The organism is Variovorax paradoxus (assembly GCF_009498455.1).
Lineage (GTDB): Bacteria > Pseudomonadota > Gammaproteobacteria > Burkholderiales > Burkholderiaceae_C > Variovorax > Variovorax paradoxus_H.
Genome location: NZ_CP045644.1, coordinates 6,289,126 through 6,311,493, shown reverse-complemented (window position 1 = coordinate 6,311,493; position 22,368 = coordinate 6,289,126). Strand labels below are relative to the sequence as shown.

At 68.6% G+C, this 22,368-nt stretch carries 24 protein-coding genes; 16 read left to right on the top strand and 8 right to left on the bottom strand.

What is annotated here, in order from left to right; all coding sequences use genetic code 11:
* Nucleotides 1-58: 58 nt before the first annotated feature.
* The 4 genes from GFK26_RS29170 to GFK26_RS29155 all read right to left on the bottom strand — a co-directional run bounded on the left by GFK26_RS29170 (nucleotide 59) and on the right by GFK26_RS29155 (nucleotide 3,312).
* Entirely contained in the window at nucleotides 59-1,276 is a 1,218-nt protein-coding gene (locus GFK26_RS29170; protein ID WP_153285035.1) for a beta-ketoacyl-[acyl-carrier-protein] synthase family protein, read from the bottom strand.
* Nucleotides 1,273-1,515 carry an acyl carrier protein gene (locus tag GFK26_RS29165; RefSeq protein ID WP_099796257.1) on the bottom strand — a complete coding sequence of 81 codons (243 nt, stop codon included), beginning with the start codon at nucleotides 1,513-1,515 and terminating at the stop codon, nucleotides 1,273-1,275. Before GFK26_RS29165 ends, GFK26_RS29170 begins: the two co-directional genes overlap by 4 nt.
* A gap of 157 nt (nucleotides 1,516-1,672) precedes the next feature.
* Nucleotides 1,673-2,359, bottom strand: coding sequence for a phosphatase PAP2 family protein (locus GFK26_RS29160; protein WP_153285034.1), 687 nt, complete (start codon nucleotides 2,357-2,359; stop codon nucleotides 1,673-1,675).
* A 59-nt stretch (nucleotides 2,360-2,418) separates the two neighbouring features.
* A complete protein-coding gene (locus GFK26_RS29155) occupies nucleotides 2,419-3,312 on the bottom strand; it encodes an AraC family transcriptional regulator (protein WP_194273976.1) in 894 nt (297 codons plus the stop codon).
* An 89-nt stretch (nucleotides 3,313-3,401) separates the two neighbouring features.
* On the opposite strand from GFK26_RS29155, the gene GFK26_RS29150 reads away from it, so the two are divergent.
* The 4 genes from GFK26_RS29150 to GFK26_RS29135 all read left to right on the top strand — a co-directional run bounded on the left by GFK26_RS29150 (nucleotide 3,402) and on the right by GFK26_RS29135 (nucleotide 8,034).
* A complete protein-coding gene (locus tag GFK26_RS29150; RefSeq protein ID WP_153285033.1) occupies nucleotides 3,402-4,655 on the top strand; it encodes an MFS transporter in 1,254 nt (417 codons plus the stop codon).
* Nucleotides 4,656-4,695: 40 nt separating this feature from the next.
* Complete coding sequence (locus GFK26_RS29145) at nucleotides 4,696-5,448, top strand: sulfite exporter TauE/SafE family protein (RefSeq protein WP_153285032.1); 753 nt, start codon at nucleotides 4,696-4,698, stop codon at nucleotides 5,446-5,448.
* A gap of 101 nt (nucleotides 5,449-5,549) precedes the next feature.
* Complete coding sequence (locus GFK26_RS29140) at nucleotides 5,550-6,590, top strand: MerR family transcriptional regulator (RefSeq protein WP_153285031.1); 1,041 nt, start codon at nucleotides 5,550-5,552, stop codon at nucleotides 6,588-6,590.
* 25 nt (nucleotides 6,591-6,615) lie between these two features.
* A complete protein-coding gene (locus GFK26_RS29135; protein ID WP_228122092.1) occupies nucleotides 6,616-8,034 on the top strand; it encodes a carotenoid oxygenase family protein in 1,419 nt (472 codons plus the stop codon).
* Nucleotides 8,035-8,050: 16 nt separating this feature from the next.
* On the opposite strand, the gene GFK26_RS29130 is transcribed toward GFK26_RS29135, so the two are convergent.
* Complete coding sequence (locus GFK26_RS29130) at nucleotides 8,051-8,968, bottom strand: AEC family transporter (RefSeq protein WP_153285029.1); 918 nt, start codon at nucleotides 8,966-8,968, stop codon at nucleotides 8,051-8,053.
* 113 nt (nucleotides 8,969-9,081) lie between these two features.
* Here GFK26_RS29130 and GFK26_RS29125 point away from each other — a divergent pair, with 113 nt between their 5' ends.
* Together GFK26_RS29125 and xerD are read left to right on the top strand one after the other, a co-directional pair.
* The gene (locus GFK26_RS29125) at nucleotides 9,082-10,056 is read left to right on the top strand and encodes a tripartite tricarboxylate transporter substrate binding protein BugE (RefSeq protein WP_153285028.1); all 975 of its coding nucleotides are present in this window, start codon (nucleotides 9,082-9,084) and stop codon (nucleotides 10,054-10,056) included.
* 68 nt (nucleotides 10,057-10,124) lie between these two features.
* Nucleotides 10,125-11,039: a site-specific tyrosine recombinase XerD gene (gene xerD / locus GFK26_RS29120; RefSeq protein ID WP_153285027.1), complete on the top strand. Its 915-nt coding sequence runs from the start codon at nucleotides 10,125-10,127 to the stop codon at nucleotides 11,037-11,039.
* A 16-nt stretch (nucleotides 11,040-11,055) separates the two neighbouring features.
* Here the strand turns inward: xerD and GFK26_RS29115 are convergent, their stop codons facing one another.
* Nucleotides 11,056-11,940: a LysR substrate-binding domain-containing protein gene (locus GFK26_RS29115; RefSeq protein WP_153285026.1), complete on the bottom strand. Its 885-nt coding sequence runs from the start codon at nucleotides 11,938-11,940 to the stop codon at nucleotides 11,056-11,058.
* Between the two features lie 250 nt (nucleotides 11,941-12,190).
* On the opposite strand from GFK26_RS29115, the gene phnD reads away from it, so the two are divergent.
* The 9 genes from phnD (at nucleotide 12,191) to GFK26_RS29070 (ending at nucleotide 20,308) form a co-directional block, all read left to right on the top strand.
* Nucleotides 12,191-13,054, top strand: coding sequence for a phosphonate ABC transporter substrate-binding protein (gene phnD / locus GFK26_RS29110; protein WP_153286144.1), 864 nt, complete (start codon nucleotides 12,191-12,193; stop codon nucleotides 13,052-13,054).
* Complete coding sequence (gene phnC, locus GFK26_RS29105; RefSeq protein WP_153285025.1) at nucleotides 13,051-13,902, top strand: phosphonate ABC transporter ATP-binding protein; 852 nt, start codon at nucleotides 13,051-13,053, stop codon at nucleotides 13,900-13,902. The genes phnD and phnC overlap by 4 nt, the downstream gene beginning before the upstream one ends.
* A complete protein-coding gene (gene phnE / locus GFK26_RS29100) occupies nucleotides 13,899-14,720 on the top strand; it encodes a phosphonate ABC transporter, permease protein PhnE (RefSeq protein WP_153285024.1) in 822 nt (273 codons plus the stop codon). Before phnC ends, phnE begins: the two co-directional genes overlap by 4 nt.
* A gap of 59 nt (nucleotides 14,721-14,779) precedes the next feature.
* Entirely contained in the window at nucleotides 14,780-15,883 is a 1,104-nt protein-coding gene (gene psrA / locus GFK26_RS29095; protein ID WP_153285023.1) for an iron-containing alcohol dehydrogenase PsrA, read from the top strand.
* A 72-nt stretch (nucleotides 15,884-15,955) separates the two neighbouring features.
* Nucleotides 15,956-16,924 (top strand): Bug family tripartite tricarboxylate transporter substrate binding protein, encoded by a 969-nt coding sequence (locus tag GFK26_RS29090; protein WP_153285022.1) that lies wholly within the window; start codon nucleotides 15,956-15,958, stop codon nucleotides 16,922-16,924.
* A gap of 41 nt (nucleotides 16,925-16,965) precedes the next feature.
* Complete coding sequence (locus tag GFK26_RS29085; protein WP_153285021.1) at nucleotides 16,966-17,958, top strand: Bug family tripartite tricarboxylate transporter substrate binding protein; 993 nt, start codon at nucleotides 16,966-16,968, stop codon at nucleotides 17,956-17,958.
* A 45-nt stretch (nucleotides 17,959-18,003) separates the two neighbouring features.
* Nucleotides 18,004-18,585, top strand: coding sequence for a TetR/AcrR family transcriptional regulator (locus GFK26_RS29080; RefSeq protein ID WP_153285020.1), 582 nt, complete (start codon nucleotides 18,004-18,006; stop codon nucleotides 18,583-18,585).
* A gap of 94 nt (nucleotides 18,586-18,679) precedes the next feature.
* Nucleotides 18,680-19,813 (top strand): thiolase family protein, encoded by a 1,134-nt coding sequence (locus tag GFK26_RS29075; protein ID WP_153285019.1) that lies wholly within the window; start codon nucleotides 18,680-18,682, stop codon nucleotides 19,811-19,813.
* A gap of 39 nt (nucleotides 19,814-19,852) precedes the next feature.
* Nucleotides 19,853-20,308 carry a MaoC family dehydratase gene (locus GFK26_RS29070; RefSeq protein ID WP_099796273.1) on the top strand — a complete coding sequence of 152 codons (456 nt, stop codon included), beginning with the start codon at nucleotides 19,853-19,855 and terminating at the stop codon, nucleotides 20,306-20,308.
* A gap of 3 nt (nucleotides 20,309-20,311) precedes the next feature.
* Here the strand turns inward: GFK26_RS29070 and GFK26_RS29065 are convergent, their stop codons facing one another.
* Together GFK26_RS29065 and GFK26_RS29060 are read right to left on the bottom strand one after the other, a co-directional pair.
* A complete protein-coding gene (locus GFK26_RS29065; RefSeq protein WP_153285018.1) occupies nucleotides 20,312-20,992 on the bottom strand; it encodes a pentapeptide repeat-containing protein in 681 nt (226 codons plus the stop codon).
* Nucleotides 20,989-21,801, bottom strand: a complete 813-nt coding sequence (locus tag GFK26_RS29060) for a ferritin-like domain-containing protein (RefSeq protein ID WP_153285017.1) — start codon at nucleotides 21,799-21,801, stop codon at nucleotides 20,989-20,991. Before GFK26_RS29060 ends, GFK26_RS29065 begins: the two co-directional genes overlap by 4 nt.
* Before the next feature lie 39 nt (nucleotides 21,802-21,840).
* Between GFK26_RS29060 and GFK26_RS29055 the strand changes: the two genes are divergently transcribed.
* Nucleotides 21,841-22,365, top strand: coding sequence for a gamma carbonic anhydrase family protein (locus GFK26_RS29055; RefSeq protein WP_101492284.1), 525 nt, complete (start codon nucleotides 21,841-21,843; stop codon nucleotides 22,363-22,365).
* Nucleotides 22,366-22,368 lie beyond the last annotated feature (3 nt).

Genomic DNA, 22,368 nt, shown 5'->3' with positions numbered 1-22,368 from the left:
GTCTCTATCGCGCGGGGCACAGCGGCACGGGTGCGCACGGCCCGCAAGAGCACGCGGCTCAGCCCCGGCGGAACAGCAGCACCGAGTTCGTGCCGCCGAAGGCGAAGGAGTTGCTGATGGCGGCGTCGAGCGTGGGCGCGGCGCTGTCGCCGAGGGCGACGAGGTTCATCTGGCAGTCGGGGTCGATCTCGCGGCAGTTGGCGTTGGGCGGCAGCTCGCGCCGGTGCAGCGCCAGCACGGTGATGAGCGCCTCGATGGCGCCGGCCGCGCCCAGCATGTGGCCGTGCAGCGCCTTGGTCGAGCTGACGCGCAGGGCGTCGAAGTCGCTGCCCCAGACCTCGGCCAGCGCGTTGCGCTCGACCACGTCGCCGATGCGCGTGGCCGTGCCGTGCGCGTTGCAGTAGCCCACGTCGCGCGGCTGCAGGCCGGCCTGGCGCAGCGCCGCGCGCAGTGCGCGGGCCTGGCCGGGCGCATCGGGCTTGGTGAGGTGGGTGGCGTCGCTGCTCAGGCCCCAGCCGGCCAGCGTGGCGTAGCGGCGGGCGCCGCGTGCGCGGGCGCGCTCGGCCGATTCAAGAATGAGGAAGGCCGAACCTTCGCCGAGCGCAAAGCCGCTGCGGTCGGTGGCAAAGGGCCGTACCGCGCCCGCCGCTTCGCCGGGCTGGAAGCCGGCCAGCGTCTGCATGGCCTGCCAGGCCAGCACCACGCCCGGAACGATCAGCGCTTCGCTGCCGCCTGCGATGGCGATGTCGACCTCGCCGCGCTGCACCGCCTTGGCGGCCTCGGCGATGGCCACCGACGACGACGCGCAGGCGACCGAATACGTGAGCACCGGGCCCAGCACGCCGTTGCGCATCGCCACGTGGGCCGCGGGCGCGTTGGGCATGAAGGCGGGAATGGTGAGCGGCGAGACGCGCCCGTTGCCGCGGTAGGCGGCTTCGAGCGCGGCGGCGCCGCCCATGCCGCAACCGGCGTAGACGCCGACACGCTCGGCATCGACGCCGGCATCGTTCAGGGCCAGGCCGGCGTCGCGAAGTGCGAGGTCGGCGGCGGCCACGGCGAGCTGGCTCACGCGGTCGACGCCCGCGAGCTGCAGCTTGGTGAACCAGCGCGTTTCGTCGAAAGCGACCGTGGCGGCGGCGGCGGGTTTGGGGAGTTCAGGAAAAACCGGCGCAAGAGCCGAGCGGCCCTGCAACAGCGCATCGAACAGCGCGCCGGGCGCGTCGCCGTGGGGCGCCATGACGCCCAGTCCGGTGACGGCGACTTCGTGCGTGCTCACGCTGGCTTGGCGGCCCGGACCTTGTCGACCAGCTGCGCGAGCTCGGCCAGGGTGTCGATGGTCGCGTCTTCGTCGGGCATGGTGATGCCGAAATGGTCTTCGATGGCGAACAGGAATTCGGCCAGTGCCAGCGAATCGAGTCCGCCGGTTTCACGCATCGAGGCGTGGGGGTCGAGCTTGGACGGTTCGATGCCGTACTTCTCGTGGATCAGGTCCTGCAATTCCTTCAGCGAACTCATCTGCGATGCCTGTCGTCTTGTGCCGCCGTTGATCGATGGGCTGCCTGTCCCTTGCGGGTGGCGGGCCACGGGGTCGATCCCTTCCTCGCTCGGCCTGTGGTGAATGTGATCAATGGTGATTGATGATATCCGCTTCGATCCTAGGGAAATCCTCGGGTCAGCGATTCCCGGGACGCCAGCGCAGCGAGGGCAGCGCGAAGGCCAGCCCGAGCAGCGCGCCGGCCACGGCGTCGAGCACCACGTGCTGCTTGACCGCCAGCGTGGAGTAGGCAATGGCGGCAAACCAGGCCCAGTTGATCGCCTGCAACAGCCACGGCGTGCGCGCCGCGCGCAGCACGTCGGCCAGCCGCACCGCGGTGAAGATGGCGACCGCCACGTGCATCGACGGGCAGGCGTTGCCCGCCGCGTCCACGCCCTGCAGCATCGCGAAGCCGGGGTAGCCCGAGACGTCGATGCTCAGCGGCGGAATCTGCGTCGGCCAGACATAGAAGAGGCCCAGGCCGCTCAGGCACAGCGCGCCGATCCACAGCCCGTACACCACCAGCTCGCGAAAGGTGAGCTGCAGGCCCGGCGCAAAGCCCACGTACACCCACAGCGACAGGTAGGCGCCGAGCGTGTAGGGCTGGAACGGAATCAGGTGGTCCAGCGGCGTCAGCGGCATCACCGTGACCGGAAAGGCCGGGTTGCGCAGCAGGTGGAAGTAGCCGATGAAGAACAGCCACGTGAAGGCCGTGGTGCCGACCGCCTTCAGCAGGAAATGGCGGCGAATGCGCAGCCAGATGTCGGCGGTCCACGTTGCAGGCCGGGTCTCGGCCGCGATGTGCAGGGGGATCGGTGAGTGCATGGTGTCGGTCGCCGATCTTGCCAGAGCCCCATGACGTGCCCCGTCCATGCCCTGCGGCATCAAAGGGTGGCCGTTCGTTTCTTGTGCTGGAACGAGGTGGGCGAGCGCCCGGTGGCTGCCTTGAACATGGCGCAGAAGGCGCTGTCGGTGGCGTAGCCGCTGGCCGACGCCACCTGGCTCACCGCCATGCCGCGTGCCAGCAGCGGCAGCGCATGCGCCATCACGGCCTGCTGGCGCCATTGCTGCCAGCTCATGCCGAGCTGGTCGCGAAATAGGCGCGCCACCGTGCGCTCGCTGGCACCGATGGCGGCCGCGCGCTCGGCCAGCGTGGCGCGGTCGGCCGGGTTGCGCAGCAGCGTCTCGCACAGTTGCCGCAGGCGCTTGTCGGAAGGCAACGGCACGTCGATGCGGATCTGCGTGGCGCGTTCGACCTCGTCGACCAGCAGCGGCGCGATCATGCGTTCGCGCTGCGGCGCATGCGGGTCGGCCGGCGGCAGGCCGTCGGGCGTGGTGTCGAGCGCGAGCATCAGCGCGCGCAGCAGCGGGCTGATTTCGAGCACCTCGCACTTCTCCCAGGTGGGCGCGATCCAGGCGTGCAGGTAGACGGTGCGCAACTCGGCGTCTTCGATCAGCGTGATGCTGTGCTGCATGTTGGCCGGCACCCAGAGCGCGCGCGACGGCGGCACGATGTAGCTGCCGTCCTGCGTGCTCAGGCGGATCACGCCGCGGGTCGAGAACGTGAGTTGCGGCCACGGGTGCTCGTGCAGTTCGACCAGCGTGTCGGCGCTTAAAAAGTGTTCCTTGGCGCGCAGCGGGCGCACGGCGTCGGGGGCGTACAGGTGCGGCGTGAGCGGGCCCACGCTGGTGGTCGGCGCGGTGGGCGTTCCGCGCGCCTTGGCGGGCGTGGCGGGCTCGGGAGCGGGTGGAGCGGTCGGAGGAGCGGCGCTTGGCATGGTTTCGACAAATGTTGTCGCTGTATCGCCATTCTGCCGCGTCGGCGCCGCATAGCATCGCAGGTCCCCCGGGTTTTTTGTAGCAATCCATGTCATCCACTTCCACGCCCACCGCGGCTTCAGGCCCCTCTTTGCGCAGCGACGCCCAACTGATCGGGCTGGTCGGCTTGGCGCATGCGGTGAGCCATTTCAGCCAGCTGATCCTGGCACCGCTGTTCCCGTGGCTGAAGGATGCGTTCAACGTGAGCTACACCGAACTGGGCGCGGTGCTCACCGTGTTCTTCGTGGTCTCGTGCATCGTGCAGGCAGCCTCGGGCTTCATCGTCGACAAGCTCGGTCCGCGCCCGGTGCTGTTCGTCGGGCTGGGCGCGCTGGGGCTCGCGGCCTTCGGCTACGCGATGGCGCAGAGCTACTGGATGCTGCTGGCGTGCGCCGTGGTCGGCGGCATCGGCAACGGCGTGTTCCACCCTGTCGACTACACGCTGTTCAACCGCAAGGTCGCACCGACGCGGCTGGGCCATGCCTACAGCGTGCACGGCATCACCGGCAGCCTGGGCTGGGCGCTGGCACCGGCTTTCGTGGTGCCGATCGCCATTGCCTTCTCGTGGCGCGTGGCGCTGGCCTCGGCCGGCGTGGTGGCGATCGTCGTGCTGCTGATCCTGTGGATCTACCGCAGCGTGCTGTCGCTCGACGCGGCGGCCGTGCACAAGGCGACGGGGCACGGCGAGCCCACGCCGGTCGGCGGCGAGTTCGACTTCCTGCGCATCCCGGCCGTGTGGATGTGCTTCGGCTTCTTCTTTTTCTACGCCGCCGTGATCAGCGTGGTGCAGACCTTCGCGCCCGTGGCGGCCGGCCACCTGCATGCGGTGCCCGTGGCGCTGGTGGCGGTGTGCCTCACGGTCTACATGGTCGCGAGCGCGGCCGGCATGGTGGTGGGCGGCTTCCTCGCCTCCGACCCCTCGCGCTGCGAGCGCATCGTGGGCGCGGGCTTCGGCGTGGCGGCGGCGCTGGCGCTGGTGCTGGCTTTCGCGCAGTTTCCGCCCGTGATGGTGCCGGTGCTGTTCGGCGCGATGGGTTTCGTCTCGGGCATCGCCGGGCCGTCGCGCGACCTGCTGGTGAAGAAGTCGACGCCGCCCAATGCGACCGGGCGCGTCTACGGCGTGGTGTACGCGGGCCTGGACATCGGCCAGGCCGTGGCGCCGCTGGTGTTCGGCCGCCTGATGGACGCCGGCCAGTACACGAGCGTGATCGTCGGTCTGGCGCTGGTGCAGGGCGTGCTGATCGCCAGTGCCTTCAATGTGCGGCGCGTGCGTCGCACGGCGTTGGTGCCGGCGTCGGCCTGAGCCCCCGGAGGGCGAGGCGGCGGCCCCTATCATCGGCCGCATGCAAGCCTTGTATGTCTCTGTGATCGTCGGCGCTGTGCTGGCGGGGTTCGTGCAGGGCCTGTCGGGCTTTGCCTTTGGCATGGTCGCGATGTCTGTGTGGGCCTGGACGCTGGAGCCACAACTGGCGGCGGTGCTCGCGCTGTTCGGGGCGCTCACGGGGCAGGTGATCGCGGCGCTCACGGTGCGACGCTCTTTCGACAAGCGCATCCTCTGGCCCTTCGTGCTCGGTGGCCTCGTCGGCGTGCCGTTTGGCGTGTGGCTGCTGCCGCACCTGGACATCGTGTTGTTCAAGGTGTGCCTGGGCACGCTGCTGGTGCTGTGGTGCCCGGCCATGCTGATGTCGCAGCACCTGCCGAAGATCACTTTTGGCGGTCGCGCGGCAGATGGCGTCGCAGGCGCCATCGGCGGTGTGATGGCGGGCATCGGCGGCTTCTCGGGTGTCGTGCCTACGTTGTGGTGCACGCTGCGCGGTTTCCAGCGCGACACGCAGCGCGCCGTGATCCAGAACTTCAACCTCTCGATGCTGGCTGTGGCATTTGCTGTGCATGTGGCGAGCGGGAGCATTGGGCGTTCGGTGGTGCCGTTGCTGGTGCTGGTCGCAGCGGCTGTTGCGGTGCCGGTGTTGCTGGGCGCGCGGCTGTATATCGGCATCAGCGAAGTGGCGTTTCGCAAGATCGTGCTGAGCCTCCTGACCTTGTCGGGTATCGCGATGCTGGCGTCGGCGGTACCCGCGTTGCTGCAACGCAGTTGACCCCGGCGCCCGCGGAAAACGGCGCACATCTTTTCCACGAAATTCGCTTGACCCTCTCGTAACGGCACGCTCTACGATGCCTTCAACTTGAGAGGGAAGGCATGTACCTGAGGATTGGTGAACTGGCCCGACGCACTGGGCTGACCGTGCGCGCGCTGCGGCACTACGACGACATCGGCCTGCTGGTGCCGTCGCAGCGCTCGGACGGCGGCTACCGTCTCTACGACCGCAACGACGTCGCGCGGCTGTACCGCATCCAGGCGCTGCGGCGGCTCGACCTGTCGCTGGCCGAGATCCAGGGCCTGCTCGACCGCGCGGCCGACGGGCTGTCGGAGGTCGTTGCGCAGCAGCTGTCGCAGCTCGAACGCGAGATCGCGCAGGCCACGGCGCTGCGCGCGCACCTGCTGACGTTGCAGGCCCAGTTGCAGGCCCGCACCGAACCCGCCATCGACGACTGGCTCGTCGCGCTCGAGTGCACGGTCGCGGGCGCGAAGTATTTCAGCGACGACGAACTCGGGCGGCTCCAGACCGGTCGCGACGGTTTCGCTGATGCGGTGGCGCCCGAGCGCGCCGAGCTGACCGCAACGCTCCATGCCCTGGTCGCTGCAGGTGCCTCGCCGGAAAGCGCGCAGGCGCAGGCCCTCGCGCAGCGCTGGATCGCGCTGCTGCTCGAAGAGGTCGGCGGCGACGAAGCCTTGCTCATGCAGCTCTACGCCATGCACTGGAACGAGCCCGCGCTGCACTCGCTGACCGGTGTCGACCGCGCCGGCATGCAGTTCATCTCGCATGCGATGGCGTACGCGCGGCTGCAGCGCTACGCCGCGCATTGCGATGCCGCGGAGATGGCCTTGCTCGCGCAGCACTACGTTGCGCAGACCGATGCCTGGCCTCCGCTGATCGCCGAGGTGCGCCAGCAGATGCGGCAGGGCGCGGCGCCCGACAGCGCGCCGGTGCGCGTGATGGCCGCGCGCTGGCAGGCGCTGTCCCTGGCCAAGGCCGGGGGCGATGCGGCACTGAACGCGAAGCTGCAGGAGGCCTTCCGCAACGACCCCGCGCTGCGCGCCGGCTCGGGCATCGACGCGCCGCTGGCGGCCTACATCGGGCGCGCCATCGCGCAGCTCGCCGAACCCCATTCCCTTTGACCGACCAGGAACCTCAGTGACCGCCATGCCCCGGGCCAACGCCCACTTCTTCACCGGCAACTACGCCCCGCTCACCGAGGAGCACGACATCGCGGCCCTCGCCATCGACGGTGCGATCCCGCTGGAACTCTCGGGCACGCTCTACCGCGTGGGGCCGAGCCCGCAGCACGCACCGCGCGACGACAACTACCACTGGTTTTCGGGCGACGGCATGGTGCATGCGTTTCACATCGACGGCGGGAAGGTGGCCTACCGCAACCGCTGGGCGCGCACGCCCAAGTGGCAGCTGGAGCACGAGGCCGGACGCGCGTTGTTCGGCTCCTTCGGCAATCCCGCGACCAGCGACCCGGCGGTGATCGGCCACAACAGCGGCACGGCCAACACCAGCATGCTCTGGCACGGCGGCCGGCTGTTCGCGCTCGAGGAATCGCACCAGCCCTTCGAGCTCGACGCGTTCACGCTGGCGTCGAAAGGGCACCAGAGCTTCGGCGACCGCCTGACCACGCGCTGCACCGCGCACCCGAAACACGACCCGCACAGCGGCGAGCTGCATTTCTTCGCCTACTCACCCGACGGCCCCGGCACGCCCGGCATGCGCTACGGCGTGATGGACAGCCAGTGCGAAGTGACCGAGCTGCAGGCCTTCGACGCACCGTACGCCAGCATGGCGCACGACTTCATGCTGACGCGCGGGCATGTGCTCTTTCCGGTGATGCCGCTGACCACCAGCGTGGAGCGCGCGATGCGCGGCCTGCCGCTGCTGGCCTGGGAGGCCGACAAGCGCACCCACGTCGGCGTGATGCGGCGCGGCGCCGCGGTCGACACGATGCGCTGGTTCGAGACCGAGGCCTGCCACATGTTCCACGTCATGAACGCGTGGGACGAGGGCGACACCGTCGTCGCGCTCGTGATGCAGTCGGACACCGCGCCCGGCCTGCCCGATGCGCAGGGCCGCCCCGGCGATCCGCACGCGATGGCCGCGCGGCTGTGCCGATGGACCTTCGACCTGGCCGGCACCGGCACCGGTTTCCGTCGCGAGTACCTCGACGATCTGGTGGGCGAGTTCCCGCGCATCGACGAGCGTTTCGCCGGCAGCCGCACCCGGTACGGCTTCTATGCCTGCCATGCCACCGCACGCGCGCGGGGCGATGCCGAGAGCGTGCTTTTCGACAGCCTTGCGCGCTTCGACCTGGAGACGGGCGAGCGCCACCTGCACACGTTGCCGCCGGGCGATGTCGTGTCGGAGCCGGTGTTCGTGCCGCGCGCACCGCACGCCGACGAAGGCGACGGCTGGCTCCTGGCCGTGGTCTGGCGCGAGCAGACGCGGCGCAGCGACCTGATCGTGCTCGACGCCCAAGACCTGCGCGCCGCGCCCGTGGCGACAGCCCGGCTGCCGCACCGCGTGCCGTTCGGCTTCCACGGCAACTGGCGGCCGAACGCGTAGCCGCCGAGGGGCTCGGTCAGCGCGGCAGCGCCAGCGCGAACGGCAGGCTTGCCACGCCCAGGATGGTCGACAGCGTGACCAGCCCCGCCACATACGGCCCGTTGTAGCCCATGCGCGCCGCCAGCACATAGGCACTCGACGCGGTGGGCACGGCTGAGAAGGCCATCAACACCGCAGCCTGCGTCGCATCCAGCTTCAAGGCGAGCGACAACCCCCAGGCCACCAGCGGCAAGAAGAAATGCCGGATCGCCAGCACCGACACCGCCAGCGCCTTGCCGCGCCCCAGCGTCGCGAACTGCATGCCCGCGCCCGCCGCAAGCAGCCCCAACGCCAGCGAAGCCGCACCGATGCGCGTGAGCGTCGGCGTGAGCCAGGTCGGCACGGTGAGGCCCAGCACGTTGGCGATCAGGCCCGCCAGCGTCGCCACGATCAGCGGGTTGCGCACCAGCTGTCGCACGAAGCCGGTCTGCGCATGGCGCGTCATCGGCCACACGGCGGCGATGTTGAACATCGGCACGCACACGCCGATCAGCACGGCGATGAGCAGCAGGCCCTCGGGCCCGGCCAGCCGCTCGGCCAGCGCCAGGCAGATGAAGGAGTTGAAGCGGAACGCGATCTGCGCGCTGGCGGCGTGGTCGTGCCGGTCGATGTGCGTGCGCAGGCCCGGCACGAAGGGCAGGGCGTACGCCATCGCGATGCCGGCCAGCCCGACGCCGACGCCCGCGGTCAGCAGGCTCGACGTGGCACCAAAGTCGAGCGGGCTGCGCACGATCGAATGGAACAGCAGGACAGGAAATAGAAAGTAATACACCAGGCTCTCGACCTGGTCCCACACGCGGCGGTCGAGCGCGGTGTAGCGGCACAGGAGCCAGCCGATGGCGATGAGGGAGAAGTCGGGGAAGAGCAGCTGTGCGTAGTTCACCGCTTCGAGCATAAACCGCCACAACTGTGGGTATTCCACAGCATGAAGGAAAGCCCCGACCCGCTAGCATCCGGGCTTCGCTTTTTTCCGGCCCCGGCCGGTCCCGTCTAGTCAAGGAGTTATCGATGCAACGTCGTCAATGGAGCGCGCTTGCGGGCGCCGCCGTGCTGGTCGCAGCGGCAGGTCAGAGTTTCGCGCAGGGCTATCCCACCAAGCCGGTCGAGCTGAGCGTGCCGTTCGCACCCGGCGGCACGACGGACATCGTGGCGCGCGTGATCGCCGATCCGCTGGGCAAGGTGCTGGGCCAGCCCGTGGTGGTGATCAACCGCGCCGGTGGCGGCGGCATCGTGGGCGCGGCCGAAACCGCGCGCGCGCCGGCCGACGGCTACAAGCTGGGCGTGGCGACGGTGTCGAGCACGGCGGCCAACCCGGCCATCAACCCGAAGACGCCGTACGACCCGATCACCGACTTCACGCCGATCGTCAACATCGCGGCCACGCCGAACGTGATCGCCGTGAACCCGAGCTTCCCGGCCAAGAACTACGCCGAGTTCGTGGCCGAGCTGAAGAAGAACCCGGGCAAGTATTCGTACGCCTCGTCGGGCACGGGCGGCATCGGCCACCTGCTGATGGAGCTGTACAAGAGCCTGACCACGACCTTCGTCACGCACATCCCGTACCGCGGCGCGGGCCCGGCGCTGAACGACGTGGTGGCCGGCCAGGTGCCGATCATCTTCGACAACCTGCCCTCGGCGATGCCCTTCATCCAGAGCGGCCGCCTGGTGCCGATCGTGGTGTCGGCGCCGTCGCGCGTGGCCGGCCTGCCGAACGTGCCGACCTTCAAGGAAGTCGGCCTGGAGCCGGTCAACCGCATGGCCTACTACGGCATCCTCGGTCCCAAGGGCCTGCCGAAGGAAGTGGTCGACAAGATCAACGCCGGCGTGAAGAAGGCGGTGGAAGATCCGGCCGTGAAGAAGCGCATCGAAGACACCGGCTCGCTGATCGTGGCGAACACGCCCGATCAGTTCGCCGCGCAGATCAAGGCCGAGTTCGACGTGTACAAGCAGGTCGTGAAGAAGCAGAACCTCAAGCTCGACTGATCGGCTTCGCTTCCCCACAAAAGCCGCCCGCGTTCCGGGCGGCTTTTTCTTTTGTTATCTTGCACTGCATGACCGAGGCCGCCGCCGCTCCCCCCACCGCCGACATCGACACCTTCATCGACGCCCTCTGGCTCGAGGACGGGCTGTCGAAGAACACGCTGGCCGCCTACCGCCGCGACCTCGCGCTGTTCGCGCAGTGGCTGCGCGAACATCGGGGCGGCATGGGGCTCGACGCCGCACGCGAGACCGACCTGCAGGCCTACATGGGCGTGCGCCTGTCCACGAAGGGCAAGGCGACGTCGGCGAACCGCCGGCTCACAGTGTTCAAGCGCTACTACCGCTGGGCGCTGCGCGAACGCCGCATCACGGCCGACCCGAGCATCCGCCTCATGCCCGCGCGCCAGATGCCGCGTGCCATCAAGACGTTGTCCGAGAAGCAGGTCGACGACCTGCTGGCCGCACCCGATGTCGAGAGCCCGCTCGGCCTGCGCGACCGCGCCATGCTGGAGCTGATGTACGCAAGCGGCCTGCGCGTGAGCGAGCTGGTCGCGTTGAAGGTGATCGACATGAGCCTCAACGACGGCGTGCTGCGCGTGCTCGGCAAGGGCAACAAGGAACGCCTCGTGCCCTTCGGCGGCGAGGCGCGGCGCTGGATCGAGCGCTACCTCGAAGAATCGCGCCCCGTGATCCTCGACGGCCAGCAGACGCCCGACCTGTTCGTGACCGCACGCGGCGCTGGCATGACGCGCGTGATGTTCTGGGTCATCGTGAAGAAGCAGGCGGCTGCAGCGGGCATCCACGTGCCGCTGTCGCCGCACACGCTGCGCCATGCGTTCGCCACGCACCTGCTGAACCATGGCGTCGATCTGCGCGCGGTGCAGCTGCTGCTGGGGCATGCCGACATCTCGACCACCACCATCTACACGCACGTGGCGCGCGAGCGCCTGAAGCAGCTGCACGCAGCGCATCATCCGCGCGGCTGACGCAGCGGTCGTTCGATCAGCTCTTGCGCTTGCGCGCTTCGATGGCGGGCACCAGCGTGTCGTAGAAGGCGCTGACCATGCGCATCTCGCGCCGCTCGGCCAGGCACAGCACGTGGGCGTAGGTAAAGATCTCGGTGTCGCTGAAGCCGACCATGTGCAGGTTGGGCCCCGGCACAAACTCCACGCCCGACACGGCCGCAATGCCCAGGCCTTGCGCCACGGCTTCGCGGATCACTTCGCGGCTGCTGATCTCCATCACCACATCGACCTCGACCTTGGCTTTCGCAAGCGCCAGTTCGAGCGCCTTGCGCGTGGTCGATCCTTGCTCGCGCAGGATGAGCCGTTCGCCCTGCAGCTCCGCGAGCCGGATGTTGCGCCGCTTCGCGAAGCGGTGCGTGGAGGGCACGAACATCACGACCGGGTGCTGGCTGAAGGGCACCGACAGAAAGCGGTCGTCGCGCACCAGCTGCGCAAGCACGCCGACGTCGGCGCTGTAGTCGAGCAGGCGGTCGAGCACGTCCTGTGAATTGCCGGTGCTCACCGTGACCTTCACGTCGGGGTAGCGCAGACTGAAGTCGACGAGCATCTTGGTCACGTGGTACGGCCCCACGGCTGCCACACGCAGGTGGCCGGTGCGCAGCGTGCCGGCGTCGCCGAGCAGCGCCACCGCATCGCCTTCGAGGCTGAAGATCTGCTGCGCGAGCTGCATGAGCTGTTCGCCGATTTCGGTGAGCTGCACGCGCCGGCCGCGCCGGTGAAAGAGCTCGACCTGGTAGGCCTCTTCGAGAAAACGCACTTGCGTGGTGATGGTGGGCTGGCTCACGTGCAGGTGCTCGGCGGCCCGCGTGAAGCTGCCTTCGCGGGCCACGGCATAGAAGGAACGCAGCTGGGTGAGGCGCATCGCGGGAGCCTTTCTGATCTATAGGTTCAGTATATAGATCATCGAAAAAAATTGAATTGGATCGATATGAGTACCAGTGATGTACTCGCGCTCAAGACGGACCAGGCCCCGACAGAAATGCGCCGGACGTCCCGAATCCTCACGCTGTCATCACCATGACACGCACGACTGGAAGACTCGAAACGGGTGCTTTTGCCCTTCGAAACGACCTGAGGATTCCATGCAACGCAGACCACTGGAGACAACCATGATGAAGCGTAGAAAGCTGCTGCTCGGCACTGCCGCCGTGACAGCGTCCGCCTTCGTGCCGATGGCACGGGCACAGCAGGTTCTCACTGTCGGGCTGATTCCTTCCGAGGACTCGCGCGCCATGATTGCCAACAGCCAGGCCATGATGGACATGCTGTCCAAGGCCCTCGGCTTCGCGGTCAAGCCCTTCGTGGCGGCCGACTACAACGGGGTGATCGAAGCGCTGCGTTCCAAGCGGCTCGACGTGGCTTACCTCGGACCGTTCTCTTATGTGCTGGGCACCACGGTGGCCGACATCGAGGCCTTTGCAGTGGCCGAGACCAAGAAGGCCGGGCGCTCCTACTATCACAGCCAGATCGTGACCCACAAGGACACCGGCATCAAGACGGTGGCCGACCTCAAGGGCAAGACCTTCGCCTTCGTCGACCCCAGCTCGACCTCGGGCCACCTGTTCCCGAAGGCCGGCCTGATCAAGGTGGGCTTCAACCCCGACAAGGATTTCGGCCGCGTGATCTTCTCGGGCTCGCACGACTCGAGCGCGATCGCGGTGCAGAACAAGAAGGTGGACGCCGCGGCCATCGCCGACCGCATCCTCGACGCTGCCGTGTCCAAGGGCCTGGTCAAGCGCGAAGACCTGGTCGAGGTCTGGAAGTCGGAGCCGATCCCCGAGTCGCCCACCGTGTGGCGCAAGGACCTGCCGGCCGACCTGAAGGCGCGCGTGCAGGCCGCCTTCCTGCAGGTCAAAGACATCCCCTGGTCCGACCAGGGTCTGCTCAACGGTTTCCACCCGACCAACGACGCGGCCTACAACATCATCCGTGACACGGCCAAGGTGCTGAACCTCGACCTGAGGAAGATGAAATGATCGAGATCCGCGGGCTGTGCAAGCGCTACGGCGACTTCACTGCGCTTCACCGTGTCGACCTCACGGTCGCCAAGGGTGAGTTCGTCGTCATCCTCGGTGCGTCGGGTGCGGGCAAGTCGACCTTGCTGCGTTGCATCAACCACCTGGCCGAGCCGAGCGAAGGCGAGATCCACGTCGACGGCGAGCGCTCGCGCGGCGACCGCGCCGGGCTGCGCAAGGTGCGTCGCGACGTCGCGATGATCTTCCAGCACTACAACGTGGTGCCGCGCCTGTCGGTGCTCAAGAATGTGCTGACGGGGCGACTGGGTTCCATGCCTGCGCTGCTGTCGTGGTTCCAGGTGTTCCCCGCGAAGGACATCGCCATCGCCCGCGAATGCCTGCGCCGCGTCGAGCTCGACCACAAGGCCGACCTGCGCACCGACACGCTCTCGGGCGGACAGAAGCAGCGCGTGGGCATTGCCCGTGCGCTGGCGCAGAAACCCAAGGTGATCCTGGCCGACGAGCCCGTGGCCAGCCTCGACCCGAAGACCTCGCGCAAGGTGCTCAACTACCTGAAGCAGGCCAGCCGGCAGGACGGCATCACGGTGATCTGCAACCTGCACCAGGTCGACTACGCGCGCGAGTTCGCGCAGCGCGTGATCGGCGTGGCGGCCGGGCGCATCGTGTTCGAAGGCCGGCCCGACGAGCTGACCGAGGAGGTGCTGCACCTCATCTATCCGGGTGGCGTGGAAGAGGGCGCCGAAGCCGCTGTTGCAGGCGCAGAGCCTGCAACGCCGGCCGTGCCCGCCGCGGCCCTGCATGCGGTGCCGGCGCGCACCGCCCCGCAACTCGCCATGGAGCAATCATGATCGCCATCGGACGCTTCAATGTGCTGATCGCCAAGAGCGGCGGCAACCCCGGCTGGTGGAAGTACGCCGTGGCCGTGTTCGCCGGCATCGGCGTGCTCTGGTGGGCCGCCATCGGCAGCCAGGTGAGCTTCAGCGAACTCGGCAAGGGCATGCCCTGGATCGCCGACTTCCTCGGACGCATGCTGCCGCCCAACTGGGAGTTCATGCAGAAGCTCGTCGGCCCCGCCATCGAGACCGTGCAGATCGCGCTGTGGGGCACGCTGCTTGCGGTGATTCTTGCGGTGCCGCTGTGCTTCTTCGCGGCGCGCAACATCTCGCCGAACATCGCCGTGTTCCATGCGATGCGGCAGGTGCTCAACATCACGCGCGGCATCAACGAGATCATCCTGGCGCTGATCTTCGTGGCGGCCGTCGGCCTGGGTCCGTTCCCCGGCGTGCTGGCACTGGCGCTGCATGGCGCGGGCATGCTCGGCAAGTTCTTCGCCGAGTCGATCGAGGAGATCGACCAGGGCCCGATCGAGGCGCTGCGCGCGACCGGCGCCGGGCCGATCCAGACCATCATCTTCGGCGTCATTCCGCAGGTGGTCACCGCGTGGATCGGCGTGATCGTCTACCGCTTCGAGACCAACCTGCGTCAGGCCACCGTGCTGGGCATGGTGGGCGCGGGCGGCATCGGCTTCGAACTCGTGGGCAGCATGAAGCTGTTCCAGTACCAGGACACGGCCACCTGCATCCTGGTGATCGTCGTGATGGTGATGACGGCCGACTACCTCTCGACGCGGCTGCGCAGCTGGATCCAGCAGGGCGCGCACCGATGACCCGCTCGCGCTTCGCGTCCCTGCCCGCGGCGTTCGCCGCTTCCTGAAGAAACCCCTCCATGAGCGCCAACTACCACAACCCCGTGCACAGCGTGTACGGGGCAGGGGCCCTGCTGTCCCTGCCGAAGCTGCTCGAAGGCCGGCGCGCCGCGCTGGTGACCTTTCCCGAGGCGCGCGCGCTCGGGCTGCTCGACCGGCTGGAGGCGGTGCTCGGCGATGCGCTGGCCTGCACGCTCGACCAGACGCGGCCCAACCCCGACGTGGCGGAACTGGCCGAGACCTATGAATGGTTCTGGCGCACGCATGCCGACGTGGAAGTGATCGTCGCGGTCGGCGGCGGCAGCGCCATCGACACGGCGAAGGCGCTGATGGTGGCCGACGAGCACGGGCGCTTTGCCGATCTGGTGGCGGGCCTCGCGGGCGAGCGGCCCTTCGTCGCCACGCGCCACAAGACGCTCATCGCCGTGCCCACGACGGCCGGCACGGGCAGCGAGGTCACGCCCTGGGCCACCATCTGGGACCGCGAGCGGCAGAAGAAGTACTCGCTGCATCTGCCGCAGACCTGGCCGAGCCACGCCATCATCGACCCCGAGCTGATGCTGTCGCTGCCTGCGGCGGTCACGCTGCAGAGTGGGCTCGATGCGCTGTCGCACGCGCTCGAAGCGATCTGGAACGTCAACGCGAATCCGATGTCCGACACCTTCGCCGTGGCGGCCGTGCAGGACACGCTGGAGGTGCTGCCGCAGCTCATGGCCCGGCTCGACGACGTCGAGCTGCGCGGGCGCATGGCGCTCGCGGCGCTGAAGGCGGGCATGGCGTTTTCCAACACCAAGACCGCGCTCGCGCATTCGATCTCGTACGAGATGACGCTGCGCTACGGCCTGCCGCACGGCATCGCCTGCTCGTTCCCGCTGCCGATGGTGCTGGCGCGGGCCATCGGACGTCGGCCCGACCGCGACGCGGTGCTGGCGCAGGCATTGCGCATGCCGCTGGCCGAGGCGCCGGCGCAGCTTGCAGCCTTCATCGAATCGCTGGGCGTGAAGACGCGCTTCGCCGACTACGGCGTGGGCGAGGACGAGGCGCGCGAGATGCTGCGCCATGCCCAGGGCGGGGCGCGCGGGCGCAACTTCATCGGCAACGATGTGGAGGCGCAGGAAGCCTGAGAACGCGCGCGCCGGAGGTCCGGCGATGTTTCAGAATGGACGCTCCTATTCAAGAGACATCGAGAGACATCCATGAACCTTCGCAGACTCTGCACCGGCCTCGCGCTGGCCACGACCGCCACGCTGGCCATGGCCCAGGGCTATCCCACCGCCAAGCCCATCCGCCTGATCGTCGGCTACCCGCCCGGCGGCGGCATCGACTTCGCGGCGCGCACGGTGCAGGTGCCGCTGCAGGAAGCGCTCAAGCAGCAGCTGGTGGTCGACTACAAGCCGGGCGCGAGCGGCATGATCGCCGCCACCGAGCTCACGCGCCAGCCGGCCGACGGCTACACGCTGCTGCTGGCCAACACCGGCCCCTTCGCCATCGCGCCGTACCTGCAGAGCAAGCCGCCGTACGACCCCATCAAGCAGTTCACCTACATCGGCCAGATCAGCCAGGGCAGCTACATCGCGGTGACGCGGCCCGACCATCCGGCGAAGAACCTCAAGGAGTTCGTGGCGTGGGCCAAGGGCCAGCCCGGCAAGGTCAACTTCGCCTCGGGCGGCAACGGCACTTCGACGCACCTGAACGGCGAGCTCATGAACCAGGTGACGGGCCTGGACATGACGCACGTGCCGTACAAGGGCAGCGCGCCTGCGGTGCAAGACCTGCTCGGCGGGCAGACGCAGATCCTCATCGACGCGGGCAGCGTGCTGCTGCCGCAGGTGAAGGGCGGCAAGCTCAAGGCGCTGGCCGTGACCGGCCCGGTGCGCGATCCGCAACTGCCCGACGTTCCGACGGTGAAGGAGCTGGGCCTCGCGGGCATGGAGTCGGTCGGTTTCCAGGGCCTGGTCGGCCCGGCCAACATGCCCAAGGACGTGGTCGATCGCCTGTCGGCTGAACTCGCGAAAGCGCTGGCGACACCGGAGATCAAGGCCAAGTTTGCGACGGCCGGCGCCGAGGTGCATCCGCTCGGCCCGGCGGCGTTTGCGGCGTTCGTCAAGGCGGACAATGAGAAGTGGTCCAAGCTGATCCGCGAGCGCAAGCTGCAGCTGGACTGACCGACTTTCTTTCTCATCGACGCATGTTTCTCACTGACACCATGAACTTCCTCGCCGCCTCCAAGCACTCGCGCCGCACCACGACCCGGCTGCTCGCCGCCGCGGCGCTGTGCGCGGCCAGCAGCGCGCACGCGCAGACTGTGCCGCGCACCGTGCGGCTCATCGTGGCCTACCCGGCGGGCGGCGTGAGCGACGTGGTCGCCCGCGCGCTCGGCGACCGGCTCGCCACGCAACTGGGCACCACGGTGATCGTCGACAACCGCGCGGGCGCGAGCGGCGCCATCGGCATGGACGCCGTGGCCAAGGCCGCGCCCGACGGCGCGACGCTGGGCTTCTCGGCCATCAGCCCGCTGGTGCTGAGCCCGCACCTGGGCAAGCTGCCGTTCGATCCGCTGAAGGACATCGTGCCGGTGGCCAGCGTGATGTATTCGCCCGTGCTGCTGGTCGCCACGCCCGCCAGCAAGGCGAAGGACTTCCGCGCGCTGATAGCCGAAGCCAAAGCGCAGCCCGGCGCAGTGCGCTGGGCCACGTCGGGCCCGGCCTCGCTCGGCCACATCGTGCTCGAGCAGGTGCGTGCGACGGCCGGCGTGGACATCACGCACGTGCCGTACAAGGGCGGTGGTCAGCAGCTCAACGACGCGCTGAGCGGGCAGTTCGAAATTCTGTCGACCAACGCCAGCCCGACGCTGTCGGCGCACATCCAGTCGGGCAAGCTGCGCCCGCTGGCGGCGGGTGCGCCTGCGCGGCTTGAGAGCCTGCCGCAGGTGCCCACGCTGGCCGAGCTGGGCTACAGCGCGGCCAACATCCATTCGCTGTTCGGTGTGTTCGCGCCCGCGGGCACACCCGCGGCGCTGGTCGCGAAGTACAACGCCGAGATCAACAAGGCGCTCGCCAGCCCCGAGCTGCGCACCAAGCTCACGGCCACCGACAACGTGCCCACCACCGGCACGCCGGCCGCCTTCGCCAAGGAAATCGCCAGCGAGTTCGAGAGCAACGGCCGCATCGTGAAGGCCGCGGGCATCAAGGCCGATTGACCCCGGCGCTTGCAGGGGCGAGATTGCCTACCTTATAGTAGGTAGATGAACGACGCTTCCACCCTGGCCCCCGGCGGCACCCGCGATCAGATTCTTGCGGTGGCGCGCGGGCTCATCGAAACCCGTTCGTACCTGGGCTTCAGCTTCCAGGACGTGGCCAACGCGGTGGGCGTGCGCAAGGCCAGCCTGTACCACCACTTTCCGACCAAGGAAGCGCTGGGCATCGCGGTGATCCAGGGCGCCACGCAGAGTTTCAAAGACTGGGTGGCGGCGCGCGCCCGCGAGCCCAAGGACGCGCTCGAATCGTATTTCCGCATGTACCGCAACACGCTGAAGGCGGGCTCGGGCCTGTGCCCGGCGGGCGCACTGGCGCCGGGCTGGGACTGCATCAACGAAGACCTGCGCCTGGCCGTGCAAGCCTTGCGCAACACGCAGGTGATGTGGCTCACGGGCGTGCTCGGCGCGCTGGTGCCGGCGCAGGCGCAGAAAGACAACCCCGTGGCCTCGCTCGCGGCCTTCGTGTTCTCGTCGTGCCAGGGCGCGCTGCTCGCGTCGCGCATGACGGGCCGCGTCGAAGACTTCGACGACGCCATCGCGCAACTGCGGCGCGCGCTGCCGCTCGACTGACCGATCTGTTTCACCACGGGCACGCCTGGCGTGCCTTTTTTTGAACCCCGAAGCCTACCGATTGGATGGTAGTTTTTCCCCAAGGAGTGTTCCCATGAAAGCCGTGATTTCCGCCTACGCCCGTTCGCCGTTCCACTTCGCCAAGAAGGGCGCGCTGGCCGAGGTGCGCCCCGACACGCTCGCCGCCGGCGTGGTGCAGGGCCTGCTGCAGCGCACCGACCTCGACCCCGCGCTGCTCGAAGACATCATCCTGGGCTGCGCCTACCCCGAGGCCTCGCAGGGCAACAACCTTGCGCGCATCGTCGGGCTGCTGGCCGGGCTGCCGCACGAGGTGGGCGGCATGACGGTGAACCGCTTCTGCGGCTCGTCGATGCAGGCCGTGCACATCGCCGCCGCGCAGATCGAGGCGGGCATGGGCGAGGCTTTCCTGTGCGTGGGCGTGGAGTCGATGACGATGGTGCCGCAGGGCGGCTTCAACTTCTCGCCCAGCCCCGAGCTGCTGGCGAACACCGATGCCTACATCTCGATGGGCGAGACCGCCGAGAACGTTGCGCAGCGCTGGAACGTGAGTCGCGCCGACCAGGACGCGCTGGCCGTCGAGTCGCACCGCAAGGCGACCGAGGCCCGTGCGCAGGGCCGGCTGGCCGGCGAAATCGTGCCGGTGCGCCTGGCCTCCGGCGAGGTGGTCGATGCCGACGGCTGCATCCGCCCCTCGACCTCGGCCGAGGCGCTGGCCAACCTCAAGCCCGTGTTTCGTCCCGATGGCGTGGTCACGGCCGGCACCTCGTCGCCGCTGACCGACGGCGCGGCCGTGGTGCTGGTCACCAGCGACGCCTTCGCCGCGAAGCACGGCCTGAAACCGTTGGCGCGCATCCGCTCGTTCGCGACCGTGGGCGTCGACCCGGCCGTCATGGGCATCGGCCCGATTCCCGCCACGCGCAAGGCGCTCGCACGCGCGGGCCTGAGCGTGGCCGACCTCGACGTGGTTGAGATCAACGAGGCCTTCTCGTCGCAGGCGCTGGCCTGCATCCGCGACCTCGGGCTCGACCCGGCGACGGTGAACCTCGACGGCGGCGGCCTGGCCATCGGCCACCCGTTGGGCGCCACCGGCGCGCGCATCACGGGCAAGGCGGCGGCGCTGCTGGCGCGCGAGAACGGCCGCTACGCGCTCGCAACCCAATGCATCGGCGGCGGGCAGGGCATTGCCACCATCCTCGAACGCGTCTGATCGCCCGAGAATGGCGGGCAACGAAACAAGGAGACTCCCATGGCCACGCTGTTGTATCTCGAAGACCTGAAGGTCGGCGACCGTTTCCAGAGCGGCGAACACCTGCTCGATGTGGCGCAGATCAAGGCCTTCGCGCAGCAGTTCGACCCGCAGCCTTTCCACACCGACGAAGAGGCTGCAAAGAACACTTTCTTCGGCGGCCTGGCCGCGAGCGGCTGGCACACGGCGGCGCTCACGATGAAGCTGCTGGTCGACAGCGGCATCCCGCTGGCCGACGGCATCATCGGCTCGGGCGGCGAGCTGCAGTGGCCCAAGCCCACGCGCCCTGGCGACGTGCTGCATGTGCTCAGCGAGGTGGTCGACATCACGCCTTCGCGCTCCAAGCCCGGCCGCGCGATGGTCACGATGCGTTGCCAGACGCGCAACCAGCGCGGCGAGGTGCTGCAGTACTTCACGCCGAAGCTGGTGGTGCACAGCCGCACCGCGACGTCTTGAATCTCAGACGACGCGCAGGCCCAGTTCCTCGACGAGTGCGGCGGCCTGGCGGTGGGAGATGGTCGCGCCCTTGAACGGCGCGGCGTTGGCCAGCCGCAGGCCGCCCAGGTCCACGTCGCGCAGGTCGGCGCCTTCGAAGCGCGCAAGCTTCAGGTGCGCGTTGCGCAGGCTGCCGCCTTCGAAAATGGCCTCGCGGAAATCGCAGCCCGACAGGTCGGCTTCCGACAGGTCGAGCTGGGCGAGCGTCTGCTTGCGAAACGACAGGCCGCGCAGGTGCGCGTCGATGAGCAGCGAATCCTTGAACACGACGCCCAGCGCCGACACCTCGCCGAAGTGCGCGCCCGTGAGCTTCACGCCCGTGAAGAGCGCCGAGGGCAGCTTGGCGCGCGCCCACTGCGTGTTGTTCAGGTCGCAGTCCTGGAAGCGCGCGTTCGTGAGGTCGGCGAGCCCGAAGTCGGCTTGGCGTGCGCGGCAGCCGGTCCAGCGCGTGTCCGCCAGCTGGGCACGGTCGAACGAGGTTTCGGCGAAGCTGCACAGCGTGAACTGCGCGCCGCGCAGGTCGAGGCGCGACAGGTCGGCCTCGTCGAAATGGCAGCGTTCGAAGCGGGGCGGCGTGTCGCGGTCTTGCAGGCAGGCTTGCAGGTCGGCGCGTGACCAGGTCTGGTCGGAAATCACATCAGTCATTCGGGGCGGGAGTCGGTCAGCGCTTGCAGCTCTGCGGGGCTGAAGCCCGCCCGGCTGCGGGCTTCGAGGTTGAAAGGCGGCTTGTGGCGCGGCGCGTCGTAGCGCGCGACCAGGGCCGGGTAGTTGGCTTCGGCGTCGAGCCCGGCGCGTTCGCACAGCCAGCGGTACCAGTGGTTGCCGATGGCCACGTGGCCCACTTCGTCGCGCAGGATGATGTCGAGGATTTCCACGGCACGCAGCGCATCGGGCGTGTTCACGCGCTTGAGTTTGGACTGGATCAGCGGCGTGGCGTCGAGCCCGCGCGCCTCGAGCGTGCGCGGCACCAGCGCCATGCGCGCGAGCACGTCGTCTTTGGTCTTCTCGCACATGTTCCACAGGCCGTCGTGGCCCGGAAAGTCGCCGTAGCGCCAGCCCATGGCCTGCAGGTGCGTGTGCAGCATCGTGAAGTGCTGCGCCTCCTCGTCGGCCACGCGCAGCCAGTCGCGGTAGTAGGCCTCGGGCATGCCGTCGTAGCGCCACACGGCGTCCAGCGCGAGGTTGATCGCGTTGAACTCGATGTGGCAGATCGAATGGATCAGCGCGGCGCGGCCCTCGGGCGTGAAGGGCGAGCGCTTTTGCACGGCGGTGGCGGCCACGCGCAGCGGGCGCTCGGGACGGCCCGGCACGCCGTCATCGTCGCCGGGCGTGCGCAGGGGCTCGAGTGCTATGGAAACAGTAGCTGCCTCGGCAGCCGTGGCGCGCGTGGCGGCCACCTTGTCGTCGGGGTCTGTCAGGCGCAGCGCGGCCAGCGCGCTCAATCGGGGGTGCATCCCTACAATTCTAGTTTTGCCCCTCCGGAGACAACCACGATGGCGATTTACGAATTGGATGGCATTGCCCCGCGCCTTGGCGAAGGCGCATGGGTCGCGGACAGCGCCCAGGTCATGGGCAACGTCGAACTGGCGCAGAACGCGAGCGTCTGGTTCGGCGCCGTGCTGCGCGGCGACACCGAGGTGCTGACCATCGGGCGCAACAGCAACATCCAGGACCTGTCGGTGCTGCACGCCGACATCGGCTGCCCGCTGACCATCGGCGACAACGTGACGGTGGGGCACCAGGTGATGCTGCACGGCTGCACCATCGGCGACAACTCGCTGATCGGCATCCAGGCCGTGGTCTTGAATAACGCCAAGATCGGCCGCAATTCGATCGTTGGCGCCGGCAGCGTCGTGACCGAGGGCAAGGAGTTTCCCGACAACTCCCTCATCATCGGCTCGCCCGCCAAGGTGGTGCGCACGCTCGACGATGCCGCCGCCGCCAAGCTTCGCCAAAGCGCCGAGCACTACGTCGAAAACGCCCATCGCTTCGCGAAGGGCCTGAAAAAAATCGCCTGACCC

What these genes read in the sequence shown, in the direction of transcription:
- GFK26_RS29165 (WP_099796257.1), bottom strand. Translation starts at nt 1,515, where the DNA reads ATGAGTTCGCTGAAGGAATTGCAGGACCTGATCCACGAGAAGTACGGC.
- GFK26_RS29160 (WP_153285034.1), bottom strand. Translation starts at nt 2,359, where the DNA reads ATGCACTCACCGATCCCCCTGCACATCGCGGCCGAGACCCGGCCTGCA.
- GFK26_RS29155 (WP_194273976.1), bottom strand. Translation starts at nt 3,312, where the DNA reads ATGCCAAGCGCCGCTCCTCCGACCGCTCCACCCGCTCCCGAGCCCGCC.
- GFK26_RS29150 (WP_153285033.1), top strand. Translation starts at nt 3,402, where the DNA reads ATGTCATCCACTTCCACGCCCACCGCGGCTTCAGGCCCCTCTTTGCGC.
- GFK26_RS29145 (WP_153285032.1), top strand. Translation starts at nt 4,696, where the DNA reads ATGCAAGCCTTGTATGTCTCTGTGATCGTCGGCGCTGTGCTGGCGGGG.
- GFK26_RS29140 (WP_153285031.1), top strand. Translation starts at nt 5,550, where the DNA reads ATGTACCTGAGGATTGGTGAACTGGCCCGACGCACTGGGCTGACCGTG.
- GFK26_RS29135 (WP_228122092.1), top strand. Translation starts at nt 6,616, where the DNA reads ATGCCCCGGGCCAACGCCCACTTCTTCACCGGCAACTACGCCCCGCTC.
- GFK26_RS29130 (WP_153285029.1), bottom strand. Translation starts at nt 8,968, where the DNA reads ATGCTCGAAGCGGTGAACTACGCACAGCTGCTCTTCCCCGACTTCTCC.
- GFK26_RS29125 (WP_153285028.1), top strand. Translation starts at nt 9,082, where the DNA reads ATGCAACGTCGTCAATGGAGCGCGCTTGCGGGCGCCGCCGTGCTGGTC.
- xerD (WP_153285027.1), top strand. Translation starts at nt 10,125, where the DNA reads ATGACCGAGGCCGCCGCCGCTCCCCCCACCGCCGACATCGACACCTTC.
- GFK26_RS29115 (WP_153285026.1), bottom strand. Translation starts at nt 11,940, where the DNA reads ATGCGCCTCACCCAGCTGCGTTCCTTCTATGCCGTGGCCCGCGAAGGC.
- phnD (WP_153286144.1), top strand. Translation starts at nt 12,191, where the DNA reads ATGAAGCGTAGAAAGCTGCTGCTCGGCACTGCCGCCGTGACAGCGTCC.
- phnC (WP_153285025.1), top strand. Translation starts at nt 13,051, where the DNA reads ATGATCGAGATCCGCGGGCTGTGCAAGCGCTACGGCGACTTCACTGCG.
- phnE (WP_153285024.1), top strand. Translation starts at nt 13,899, where the DNA reads ATGATCGCCATCGGACGCTTCAATGTGCTGATCGCCAAGAGCGGCGGC.
- psrA (WP_153285023.1), top strand. Translation starts at nt 14,780, where the DNA reads ATGAGCGCCAACTACCACAACCCCGTGCACAGCGTGTACGGGGCAGGG.
- GFK26_RS29090 (WP_153285022.1), top strand. Translation starts at nt 15,956, where the DNA reads ATGAACCTTCGCAGACTCTGCACCGGCCTCGCGCTGGCCACGACCGCC.
- GFK26_RS29085 (WP_153285021.1), top strand. Translation starts at nt 16,966, where the DNA reads ATGAACTTCCTCGCCGCCTCCAAGCACTCGCGCCGCACCACGACCCGG.
- GFK26_RS29080 (WP_153285020.1), top strand. Translation starts at nt 18,004, where the DNA reads ATGAACGACGCTTCCACCCTGGCCCCCGGCGGCACCCGCGATCAGATT.
- GFK26_RS29075 (WP_153285019.1), top strand. Translation starts at nt 18,680, where the DNA reads ATGAAAGCCGTGATTTCCGCCTACGCCCGTTCGCCGTTCCACTTCGCC.
- GFK26_RS29070 (WP_099796273.1), top strand. Translation starts at nt 19,853, where the DNA reads ATGGCCACGCTGTTGTATCTCGAAGACCTGAAGGTCGGCGACCGTTTC.
- GFK26_RS29065 (WP_153285018.1), bottom strand. Translation starts at nt 20,992, where the DNA reads ATGACTGATGTGATTTCCGACCAGACCTGGTCACGCGCCGACCTGCAA.
- GFK26_RS29060 (WP_153285017.1), bottom strand. Translation starts at nt 21,801, where the DNA reads ATGCACCCCCGATTGAGCGCGCTGGCCGCGCTGCGCCTGACAGACCCC.
- GFK26_RS29055 (WP_101492284.1), top strand. Translation starts at nt 21,841, where the DNA reads ATGGCGATTTACGAATTGGATGGCATTGCCCCGCGCCTTGGCGAAGGC.